The sequence below is a fragment of the Romboutsia sp. 1001713B170131_170501_G6 genome (assembly GCF_015668195.1).
GTDB lineage: Bacteria > Bacillota > Clostridia > Peptostreptococcales > Peptostreptococcaceae > Romboutsia_C.
This window is the reverse complement of record NZ_JADPFC010000004.1, coordinates 254,713-266,580: the sequence shown is the minus strand read 5'-3', so window position 1 is coordinate 266,580 and position 11,868 is coordinate 254,713. Positions and strand designations below refer to the sequence as shown.

8 protein-coding genes are annotated in these 11,868 nt (G+C 29.2%); all 8 read left to right on the top strand.

Translation table 11 applies throughout. The features are described 5' to 3' along the window. Positions 1 to 453 (top strand): mannonate dehydratase (locus I4U89_RS11330; protein ID WP_195939151.1); only part of this gene is annotated, 453 nt, incomplete at its 5' end. Between the two features lie 126 nt (positions 454 to 579). Then, the gene (gene uxaC / locus I4U89_RS11325; RefSeq protein ID WP_195940468.1) at positions 580 to 1,980 is read left to right on the top strand and encodes a glucuronate isomerase; all 1,401 of its coding nucleotides are present in this window, start codon (positions 580 to 582) and stop codon (positions 1,978 to 1,980) included. A 21-nt stretch (positions 1,981 to 2,001) separates the two neighbouring features. Continuing rightward, the gene (locus tag I4U89_RS15945) at positions 2,002 to 4,059 is read left to right on the top strand and encodes a Gfo/Idh/MocA family protein (protein ID WP_330615563.1); all 2,058 of its coding nucleotides are present in this window, start codon (positions 2,002 to 2,004) and stop codon (positions 4,057 to 4,059) included. Positions 4,060 to 4,088: 29 nt separating this feature from the next. Continuing rightward, positions 4,089 to 5,087, top strand: coding sequence for a Gfo/Idh/MocA family protein (locus tag I4U89_RS11310; RefSeq protein WP_195940467.1), 999 nt, complete (start codon positions 4,089 to 4,091; stop codon positions 5,085 to 5,087). Between the two features lie 5 nt (positions 5,088 to 5,092). Beyond that, positions 5,093 to 5,950 carry a sugar phosphate isomerase/epimerase family protein gene (locus tag I4U89_RS11305; RefSeq protein WP_195940466.1) on the top strand — a complete coding sequence of 286 codons (858 nt, stop codon included), beginning with the start codon at positions 5,093 to 5,095 and terminating at the stop codon, positions 5,948 to 5,950. A gap of 67 nt (positions 5,951 to 6,017) precedes the next feature. Next, a complete protein-coding gene (locus I4U89_RS11300) occupies positions 6,018 to 7,469 on the top strand; it encodes an MFS transporter (protein WP_195940465.1) in 1,452 nt (483 codons plus the stop codon). Positions 7,470 to 7,728: 259 nt separating this feature from the next. Further along, positions 7,729 to 10,032 (top strand): glycoside hydrolase family 2 protein, encoded by a 2,304-nt coding sequence (locus I4U89_RS11295; protein WP_195940464.1) that lies wholly within the window; start codon positions 7,729 to 7,731, stop codon positions 10,030 to 10,032. Positions 10,033 to 10,110: 78 nt separating this feature from the next. After that, positions 10,111 to 11,838 carry a glycoside hydrolase family 3 protein gene (locus I4U89_RS11290; RefSeq protein WP_195940463.1) on the top strand — a complete coding sequence of 576 codons (1,728 nt, stop codon included), beginning with the start codon at positions 10,111 to 10,113 and terminating at the stop codon, positions 11,836 to 11,838. Positions 11,839 to 11,868: the final 30 nt, after the last annotated feature.

Below are 11,868 nucleotides of genomic sequence, written 5' to 3'. Positions count from 1 at the left end.
CCAGATGATCCACCATGGGGTATATTTGGACTTCCAAGAATAATAACTAACTTTGAAAACTTAGAAAGATTTATAAACCTTTATGATAGTGAATACAATGGTATAACTTTATGTACAGGATCACTTGGATGTACAAGCACTAATGATGTAGTAAAAATGGTTGAATACTTTGGTAAAGAAAAAAATAGAATAAACTTTGCTCATTTAAGAAACGTATTAATAACAGGAGAAAGTAGCTTTAATGAAGTAGCTCATTTATCTGAGTGTGGATCGCTTGATTTTTATGAAATAGTAAAAGCATACTGCGATTACGACTTTAAAGGACCATATAGACCAGACCATGGAAGAATGATATGGGGAGAAACAGGAAGACCAGGATATGGATTATATGATAGAGCTTTAGGAGCAGTTTATATAAACGGGTTAATAGAAGCTATAAATAAAAATAAATAAATTGAATAAATTAGTCTAAAAAAAGAAAATTAATTCAAATATTGTTAAAAATATTTTATGATAAAATATTTAGTATAAGTTAAATAAAGTCAAAATTTTAATTAAGTGAAATATATGGGGGTAAATATGAAAACGTTTATGGATAAAGACTTCCTATTAAATAGTGATACAGCAAGAATACTATATCATAACCACGCAGCAAAAATGCCTATATTTGACTATCACTGCCATTTACCAGCAGTAGAAATAGCAGAAGATAAAACATATGAAAATATAACTCAAATGTGGTTATACCATGACCACTACAAGTGGAGAGCTATGAGAAGCTTTGGTATAGATGAAAAGTACATCACAGGAGATGCTACTGATTTTGAAAAGTTTAATGAATTTGCTAAGATGATGCCTTATTTAATAGGAAACCCTATATATCATTGGTCTCACTTAGAGCTTAGAAGATACTTTAACATAGAAGAAACTCTAAGTGAAAAAACAGCCGAGATTATATGGGAAAAAGCAAATCTTAGTATAAAAGAAAATAACTTAAGTGCAAGAAAGCTAATAGAAATGTCAAATGTAGTATACATAGGAACTACAGATGATCCAGCAGATGATTTAATATATCATAAAAAAATAAGAGAAGATGAAAGTTTTAAGTGTATGGTAAGACCAACATTTAGACCAGACAAAGCACTTAAGATAAAAAATGAAGGTTTTATAGATTATATAAAAGCTTTAGGAAAATTAGAAAATATAGAAATAAAAACATACAGTGAGCTTTTAAAAGTACTTAAAAATAGATTAGACTTCTTTGTAGAAAATGGATGTAATATAACAGATCATAGTTTAGAAAGAGTTTATTTTGAAAATTCAACAATAGAGGAAGTTGAAGAAATATTTGTTAAAGTTTTATCTGGTGAAACTATAAGCGATAAAGAAGCTTACAAGTACATAACTTTTACATTAATAAGCTTAGGAAAGATGTATAGCGAGAAAAATCTAGTTATGCAACTTCATATAGGTGCTCTTAGAAATAACAATACAAGAATGTTTAACAAAGTAGGGGTAGATGCAGGATTTGATAGTATTGATGATGGAGAAATAGCTTATTCATTATCAAAAATATTAGATAGTCTAGATGTAGAAGATAAGCTACCTAAAACTATACTATACTGTTTAAATCCAAAAGATAATGAAGTATTAGGTACTATGATAGGTAACTTCCAAGGTGGAGGTATAGCTGGTAAAATACAGTTTGGTTCTGGATGGTGGTTTAATGACCAAAAAGACGGAATGGAAAGACAATTAATGGCACTTTCACAACTTGGATTAGTTAGTAAATTTGTAGGAATGCTTACAGACTCTAGAAGTTTCTTATCTTTTACAAGACATGAGTACTTTAGAAGAATACTTTGCAATTACATAGGTAACTTAGTTGAAAATGGAGAGTATCCAAATGACTTAGATATTCTAGGTCAAATAATTGAAGATATATGTTTTAATAACTCAAACAAATACTTCTTAGGATAAAACATTTTATAGGGGGAGCATATGTTAGAAAATATAAAGATATCGGGATTTTCAGATGAAATAAGCAGTGATTTTGATACACAACTTCAAACAGTAACAGAACTTGGTATGGAGTATATATCAATAAGAGGGGTAAATGAAAAAAATTTTAGTGAATATAGTATAGATGAACTTAAGTCTTATATAAAGCCAAAATTAGAAGAATATAAAGTAAAAGTATCTTCTATAGGATCACCTATAGGAAAAGTATTTATAGATGATGAAGAAGGTTTTAATAAGCAAGTAGATTTATTAGAAAAATTATGCAAAATGGCAAGTATACTAGAGTGTAAGTATATAAGAATGTTTAGTTTCTATATTCCAAAAGGTAAAAATCCTGATGATTATAGAGATGAAGTTATAAAAAAATTAAGTATATTTACAGAAATAGCTAAAAAGCATAATATAATACTACTTCATGAAAATGAAAAAGACATATACGGAGATATATCTTCTAGATGCTTAGATATATTAAAAAGTGTAAATTCAGATAACTTTAAAGCTATATTTGACTTTGCAAACTTTGTTCAGTGTATGGAAAACACTAAAGAATGCTATGAATTATTAAAAGAATATATAGTATATTACCACATAAAAGATGCAAATAGACGTGATAATCAAAATGTAGTATGCGGAACTGGTGAAGGTAAGATAGAAGAAATACTAACAGATGCTATACAAAATGGATATAAAGGCTTTATAACTATGGAGCCACATTTAGTTATATTTGATTCATTAAAAGACTTAGAATTAGAAGATGTTAATGAAATAATAAAAGAGGACAAAGGGCTAGACGGAAAGAGTGCTTATGCACTTCAATATAAATCTTTAGTAAACATATTAGGAAAAATTGAGTTTAGATTAAACAAATTTGGAGGGGACGATATGAAACAAGTAAGATTTGGGATAGTTGGAATAGGTCAAATGGGTGGATCTCATGCTAGTTGGTTGGCAGAAGGAAAAGTAGCAGGAGCTAAGTTAGCAGCAGTTTGTGATATAAACCCAGCTAAAAAGGAATGGGCTAATGAAAAGTTACCTAAAGATGTAAAATTCTTTGATAACTACATAGACATGTTAGATAGTAAAGAAATAGATGCTGTATTAATAGCTACACCACACTATGATCATCCAGTAATAGCTATAGAAGCATTAAATAGAGATTTACATACATTAGTTGAAAAGCCAGCAGGAGTTTTCACTAAGAAAATAAGAGAAATGAATGAATTAGCAGAGTCTAAGCCACACTTAGTATTTGGTATGATGTTTAATCAAAGAACAAACCCATTATATCAAAGAATAAAAGAAATAGTAGATAACGGTGAAATAGGGGAAATAAGAAGAACTAACTGGATAATAACTACTTGGTGGAGACCACAAGCATACTATGATATGAGTGACTGGAGAGCTACTTGGTCTAAAGAAGGTGGAGGAGTATTAGCTAACCAAGCACCTCACCAATTAGACTTATGGCAATGGATATGTGGAATGCCAACTAAAGTAAGAGCTAACTTACAATTTGGTTCTCACAGAAATATAGCTGTTGAAGATGACGTAACTGCTTTTGTTGAATACGAAAACGGAGCTACTGGAACATTTATAACTTGTACACATGACATATTAGGAACTGATAGATTTGAAATACACGGGGATAAAGGTAAGATAGTAGTTGAAGGAAGTAAGAAAGTAACAGTTAAGAGAATGAAAGAAAGCGAAAATGAATTAAACAAGAGATTAACTTTTGCTGATGTTGCAAATCTTTTCAGAGGAGAAGGTATGGGAGACTTATTCGAAGTTGAAGAATTTGAAATACCAGATCAATGGGGAATCCAACATATAAATGTTATGATAAACTTCACTGAAGCTATATTAGAAGGTAAAAAATTATTAGCACCAGGAACAGATGGTATAAATGGAGTTATATTATCAAATGCAATGCACTTATCAAGCTGGACAGGAAAAGATATAGAATTACCATTTGATGAAGATTTATACTTAGAAGAATTAAATAAGAGAATAGAAGCTGAAAAAGCTAATGCATAAATAAAAATAGGAAAAATAAGGGGAAATATATGGCACTAAGAATAGGAGTTATAGGTCTAGGAGATGTTTCTATGGTTCATCTTCATGCAATTAAATCAAACGAAAATGCAAAGCTAGTTGCAGTATGTGATATAGATGAAAATAAAAAAGATTTAGTAAAAGATGCTAAATTCTATACAGACTATAATGAGATGATAAAAAATGAAAACTTAGATTGTGTTCATATATGTTTACCACACTACCTTCACTATCCTGTAACTAAAGAAGTGGCTAATCTAGGAGTTAACATACTCCTAGAAAAACCACTTTGTTTAAACGTTGAAGAAGCTAATAAATTTAAAAAATTACATGACAATACAGATTCTAATATTTGTATATGTCTACAAAATAGATACAACAAAACAACAAAGCACTTATTAGATATAGTAAATTCTAAAGAATATGGAAAAGTAATCGGTATAAAGGGGATAGTTACTTGGAGTAGACCAACAGAGTATTATGACATAAAACCATGGAGAGGTAGTATGAAGTTAGCTGGTGGTGGAGTTATGATAAATCAGTCTATACATACATTAGATTTAATGCAATTATTAGGTGGTAAAATAGATTCTATAAAAGGTCAGGTTAGTAACTTATTAGATTATAATATAGAAGTTGAAGATACAGCTAGTGCTAGTATAAATTTCTCAAATGGGGCTAAAGGGTTATTCTTTGCAACAATAGCATATAGTGATAGCTCTAGTGTTGAGATACAGGTAATACTTGAAAAGGGTAAATTTACTATAAAAGATAGTAAATTATATAAATCAGTGGATGGAGAAAAAGTTTTAATAGTAGAAGATGATAAACTTAGTGGAAGTAAGCATTATTATGGAGCTAGTCATAAAGAAATTATAAATGATTATTATAATTGCTTAATAAATAACACTAAAGATTATATAACTATAAATGACGCCATACCTTCTATAAAAATTATAGATAGTATAAGAACTTCATCTAAGGATAATAAACAAATATTATGGGGGTAAATATTATGACAAAACCAACAATAGGCGTTCAAATGATGATGCTTAGAGGAAAAGTAGGAGAAATAGGTATAACTGAAACTTTCAAAAAAGTTAAAGAAATAGGATTTTCAACAGTAGAATTATCTCAAATACCTATGACTGAAGAAAATGTATCTGAAATAAAAAAATGTTTAGATGAGTTAGATATGAAAGTATGCGCAACAAGTGCATCTATAAAGCCTTTAATGCCAACTATGAAAATGGAAAATTTAAGAGATGATTTTGACAAAATAGTTGCAGATACTAAAGCACTAAATTGTAAGTATATAAGAATAGGTATGATATCATTTGATTGTTTAGGTTCAAAGGAAAAGATAGTTGAGTATACTAAAGAATTAAATGAAATGGGTAAAAGATTAAAAGAAGAAGGATTAGAATTATACTATCATAATCATCATGTTGAATTTGCTAAATATGATGGTGAGTACATAATGGATATAATGGCTAAAGAAAGTGATCCTAAATATTTAGGATTTGAACTTGATGTCCACTGGTTACAAAGGGGAGGAGTAAATCCACTAGAGTGGATAAAGAAACTAGAAGGAAGAATAAAAATAATACATATAAAAGATTATAGAATAGCTCAAACTATAGACATGTCAGGTGGAATGGAACAAATAATGACAAACATGGCATTAATGGTTCAATTTGCTGAAATAGGCGAAGGAAACTTAGATATGAAAGCTATAATAGATTTAGCTGGAGAAACAGGGGTTGAGCATATATTTATAGAACAAGATGATACATATGGAAAAGATCCATTTGAAAGCTTAGAAATAAGTGCAAGAAATTTAAGAGCATTAGGATACGAAGATAGATTTTAGTTAGTAATTTTTTTTACAAATTGGGAAAACAATTTCAAAGAATTGATAATCGAGAGGGGAATAATAGATGTCTAACGTATCAACACAACAATACAATAGCGCTAAATTATGGCAAATAGGACTTTTCGCTTTAAATAATACTGCTACAAATGTAATAATGTCTATAATGACTTACTTGGCAATATTTAGTCAAAATATATTAGGTATAGCTGCAGTAACTATAGGTATAGTTATAACATCTATGAGAATATTTGACGGTATAACAGATCCAATAATAGGATATATGATTGACAAGACTGAAACTAAGTTTGGTAAATATAGACCATTTATGCTAATTGGAAATATTATATTATTAGTAACTGTTTACTTAATATTTGGGGTAGTACCAAATCTTAGTAAACCAATGAGATTTCCAGTACTTTTAGGAATATATGTAATATATATAATAGGATATACATTCCAAACAGCTTGTACAAAAGCAGCACAAGCTTCATTAACTAATGACCCTAAGCAAAGACCATTATTTACAATATTTGATTCAATATATAACGCTATATTATTTTCAGTATCAGCATTAGTAATAACTTCTATATTACCTCCAATGTTTGCTGATGGATATGATAATGGTTTATTAAATCCTGAAATGTGGAAAATGGCAGCAATATTATTTGGAGCAACTTCATTTGTAATGACAATACTTGCAATTATAGGTATATCAGGGAGAGATAAAAAAGAATTCTACGGAGTTAAAAATGCATCAAATCAAGTTAAGTTTAAAGATTACTGGCCAATAATAAAATCAAATAGAGCTATACAAATGCTAGTTATAGCAGCTTCAACTGATAAGTTAGCAAGTACCCTTGCTAATGCAACTAAGATGTATTTATTTGGTAACGTATTAATGAATATTAGTTTACAAGGTGAGATGACTATTATAACAACTCCAGTAACAATAATTATAACAATAATTGGAGTTAGATATGCATCAAAACTTGGACAAAAGAAAGCTTTTGTTGCAGGGACTTGGTTAAGTATGGCAATGTTATTTGCAATGATTATAATACAACCATTTGATAATGTATCTATGACTAATATAAATTTAAATACTATATTATTCTTATCTATAACAATACTTCAAGGTGCATTTGCAGGAATATCAGGAAATATAGTTATACCAATGATAGCAGATTGTGCAGACTATGAAACATATAGAACAGGAAAATTTGTTCCAGGTATGATGGGTACATTATTCTCGTTTATAGATAAGCTAATATCATCATTTAGTTCAACATTACTTGGTATAGGACTTGCTATGATCGGTATGGCAAATGCAGTAATAGTTCCAAATACTCCAGCAGATACTAAGTTTTTCTGGTTAATAATGACTTGTATGTATATAGTACCAATATTTGGACATATAGCATCTATAATAGCTATGAAATTCTACCCACTAGATGCAGCTAAAATGGTTGAGGTTCAAAGTGGATTAAATAGTATAAAAGAAAAACAAGGTGCTTAAAGTTAAATTTTATTTGAGTGTTTTGTAAACATATTAATTTAAGTTTAAAGTAAAGTATTTTAATCATAAGAATCTCATGTAGCAATATATGAGATTCTTTGTAATTTTATTTATTAATAAAAAAGAAGGTTTAATAATAGCTTTTGAAAAGTCGTTAAGTTGACTTGTAAAATAAATTTAATACTAGTATACCAATAAACTGGAATTTGTGGTATACTAGTATTAAATTTAGGAAAATGTTTTACAAAGGGGAGAAATTATGAGAAAAATTATTAACATCAATGATAATTGGAAATTTGTAAAAGAAGATATTAAAGAAGCCTATACAAAAGACATTAATTTAAGCACTTGGGAAAACATAAGCATTCCCCATACTTGGAATGCTATAGATGGAATAGACGGCGGCAATGATTTTTATAAGGGCGCTTGCTGGTATAGAAAAGAAATATTTATAAATAAAGAATATGAAAATAAGAAAATATATATAGAATTAAATGGATCAAATAGTATAACAAATGTATACTTAAATGAAAAACATTTAGGAGAGCATAAAGGAGGATATTCTACTTTTAGATTTGATATAAGTGATGTATTAGAGTATGGAAAAGTCAATACAATAGCAATTAAAGTAGATAACTCTATAGTTGATGATGTATATCCTATATGGGCAGATTTTACATTCTATGGTGGTATATACAGAGATGTTAATCTAGTTGTTACAGAAAAAACTCATTTTGAATTAATGAACGAAGGTTCTTTAGGAGTATATGTATCTCAAGATAATATAACTAAAGAAAGTGCAAGTATAACTGTAAAATCAATAATAAAAAATGATTGTGAAAAAGAAGAAGCTATAAAATTATGGATAGATGTATTAGATAAAGAAGGAAATGTTGTAAAATACAATGCAAAAGATATATTATTAAATCCAAATGAATCTATGGAAATATCGCTACCAATAAATATAGAAAATCCTATACTATGGCATGGTGTAAAAAATCCATATTTATATAATGTAAAAGCATACATAATGAAAGATAATGATGTGTTAGATGAATTAATAATACCAACAGGGTTTAGATACTATAGATTTGATGCTAAAGAAGGATTCTTCTTAAATGGAGAACATATGAAGTTAAATGGTGTTTCTAGACATCAAGATAGAAAAGGTAAAGGTTGGGCAATAAGCAAAAAAGATCATGAAGAAGACATGAAACTTATAAAAGAAGTAGGTGCTAATTCAATACGTTTGGCTCATTATCAACACGATCAATATTTCTATGATTTATGTGATAGAGAGGGTATGATAATATGGGCAGAAATACCATTTATATCAGTTATGTCAAAGACTGATTTAAAAGGCGAAAATGCTAAGAGTCAATTAGTTGAATTAATACGTCAAAACTATAACCATTCAAGTATAGTTATGTGGGGAGTACAAAATGAAATACAAATAGGTGGTATAACTGACGAACTTAGAACTTTAGTTAAAGAACTTCACCAATTAGCTAAAAAAGAAGATAGTACTCGTTTAACTACTCAAGCACAAGTTATGATGGTTGAAAATGAAGATGAGTTTCATAATTATACAGACATAATGGCTTATAACAAATATTATGGATGGTATCAAGGTGAGGTTGAAGAATTTGCTCCATGGTTAGATGATTTTAATAAGGTAAATCCAGATACTTGTATAGGTATATCAGAATATGGTGCAGAAGGAATAATTAAATATCATACAGATAATCCACAAGTAAAGGATTATACAGAAGAGTATCATGCACTATATCATGAAAAAGTAATGAAGATATTTAATGAAAGAAAATTTGTATGGGGTACATACGTATGGAACTTCTTTGACTTTGGTTCTGATTTTAGAGATGAAGGTGGAGTTAAAGGAAGAAATAATAAAGGTTTAATAACATTTGATAGAAAAGTTAAAAAAGACGCATTTTATATGTATAAATCACTTTGGTCAGATGAAAAATTTATTCATATAAATAGTAAAAGATATATTGATAGAGAAAATAAATTTATAAATGTTAAAGTATACTCTAACTTAAATGAATTAACTTTATTTGTAAACGATAAAGAAGTAGCTACATTAAGTGGAAATTATACGTTTAACTTTGAAAATATAGAGTTAGTAGATGGACAAAATGAAGTAAAAGTAGTGGCAGAGAGTGAAGGTAAGGTTTACACAGATTTTGCTATATTTAATAAAGTAGATGAAAGAAATTCTATTTATGACTGTCCAGAAGATAAAGGTGGAGTAGTTACAAATTGGTTTAATGACGATAAAAACAAGTTTGATGATGTTGAAATTAAAGAACTTAATATTACAGATGATGTATATTCAACAAAATGTAAATTTAAAGAATTAATGGCTAATGAAGAAACTAAATCTATAATTGAAAAATATTTTGGACAAATGCTAGAGGGCCCAACTGTAGGTATGTTAGAAGGTATGACAATTGATCAATTAGCAGAATTAGCAGGTGGCCAGATAAGTGATAAATTTATATACGTATTAAATTCAGAATTAGTTAATATCAAAAAATAGTAATTAAATAAGGTATATAAATTTTATATACCTTATTATTATAAATCTAAAAGGACATTTATCAAAAGGGGGATTAAAATGAAAATAGATTTAAAAGCAAAACCATTTTACTTAGAAGATGAGGATATCAAGTGGGTAGAAGATACATTAGCGGGATTGTCTTTAGATGAAAAGATAGGACAAGTATTTGTAGATATGCTTTGGAATAACAATGAAGAAGAGATAAAAGAACGTATTAATAAATATGGCATGGGAGGATTTAGATATTCTAATATGCCAGCAGATAAGTTATATGAACAAAATATGACTATACAAAATACTAGTAAAATACCAGCACTTATAGCAGCTAATATAGAAGCTGGAGGAGATGGTGGTATTGGTGGTGGAACACATATAGGATACCATGTAACAATAGGGGCTACACAAGATAAAGAAAATGCATACAAATTAGGATATTATGGATGTAAGGAAGCTGCTGCTATAGGATGTAACTGGACTTATGCACCTATAGTTGATATAAATAAAAACTGGAGAAACTGTGTTGTATCTAGCCGTTGTTTCTCAAGTGATGCAGATGTTGTACTTGAAATGTCAAAAGAATATTTAAGAGGTGCAAATGATGCAGGTCTTGCTTGTTGTATGAAACATTTCCCAGGAGATGGATTAGATGAGCGTGATCAACACATAGTTACAACTAATAATATGATGAGTTGTGAAGAGTGGGATAATGAATTTGGTAAAGTATATAAGGGAATGATAGATGCAGGTGTTGAATCTGTAATGATAGGACATATAAGACTTCCAGAATACTCAAGAAAGTTAAAGCCAGGCATAAAGGATAACGAGATAATGCCAGCTACTATAGCACCTGAATTATTACAAGGATTACTTCGTGAGCAATTAGGATTTAACGGATTAATACTTACTGATGCAACTCATATGGTAGGGCTTACTTCTATGATAAGAAGAGAAGATATGATACCTACAACAATAGCATCAGGATGTGATATGATACTTTATTATAGAGATAAAGATGAAGATGTTGAAGCTATGAAAAAAGGACTTGAAAATGGAATATTAACTCATGAGCGTTTAGATGAAGCTGTTACTCGTGTACTTGCATTTAAAGCTATGTTAAAATTACATAAGAAAAAAGAATCAAATACATTAATGCCACCAAAAGAAAATTTATCTGTTATAGGATGTGAAAAACACTTAGAAGTAGCAAAAGATGTAGCAGATAAAGCTATAACTTTAGTTAAAAACACTAAAAATCAACTACCAATAACGCCAGAAACTCACAAAAGAATAATGCTATACACTGTAGACTCAACAGGGTTTGCATCTAAAGTATCAATGGCAGGAACAGGTAGCTTACAAGATAAAGTAAAAAATGAGTTAGAAGCACAAGGATTTGAGGTAGAAGTATTTGATCCAAATACATCTTTAAATGGAAAGCAATTATTAGCTATGACTCCAATAAAAGATTTTGTTGATAAGTTTGATGCAGTAATGCTGTTTGTAAATGTACAAGGATTCTCTCAAAGTAATGTACGTCGTATAACATGGGCTATGCCAATGGGTCCAGATATTCCTTGGTATGTTACAGAACTACCTACAGTATGTGTATCTGTAAATAACCCATTCCACTTAATAGATGTACCAATGGTACCAACATATATAAATGCATATACAGATAACGAAAATACTATACATCAAGTAATACAAAAGATAATGGGTAAATCTGAATTTAAAGGTGTAAGTTCAGTTGATGCATTCTGTGATTCTTGGGATACTCGTTTATAATTTTAATATAAACAATAAAATATAAGCTAT

Excerpts from the sequence above, each read along its gene's own strand:
- I4U89_RS11305 (WP_195940466.1), top strand. The coding sequence starts at position 5,093 with ATGACAAAACCAACAATAGGCGTTCAAATGATGATGCTTAGAGGAAAA.
- I4U89_RS11295 (WP_195940464.1), top strand. The coding sequence starts at position 7,729 with ATGAGAAAAATTATTAACATCAATGATAATTGGAAATTTGTAAAAGAA.
- I4U89_RS15945 (WP_330615563.1), top strand. The coding sequence starts at position 2,002 with ATGTTAGAAAATATAAAGATATCGGGATTTTCAGATGAAATAAGCAGT.
- I4U89_RS11290 (WP_195940463.1), top strand. The coding sequence starts at position 10,111 with ATGAAAATAGATTTAAAAGCAAAACCATTTTACTTAGAAGATGAGGAT.
- uxaC (WP_195940468.1), top strand. The coding sequence starts at position 580 with ATGAAAACGTTTATGGATAAAGACTTCCTATTAAATAGTGATACAGCA.
- I4U89_RS11310 (WP_195940467.1), top strand. The coding sequence starts at position 4,089 with ATGGCACTAAGAATAGGAGTTATAGGTCTAGGAGATGTTTCTATGGTT.
- I4U89_RS11300 (WP_195940465.1), top strand. The coding sequence starts at position 6,018 with ATGTCTAACGTATCAACACAACAATACAATAGCGCTAAATTATGGCAA.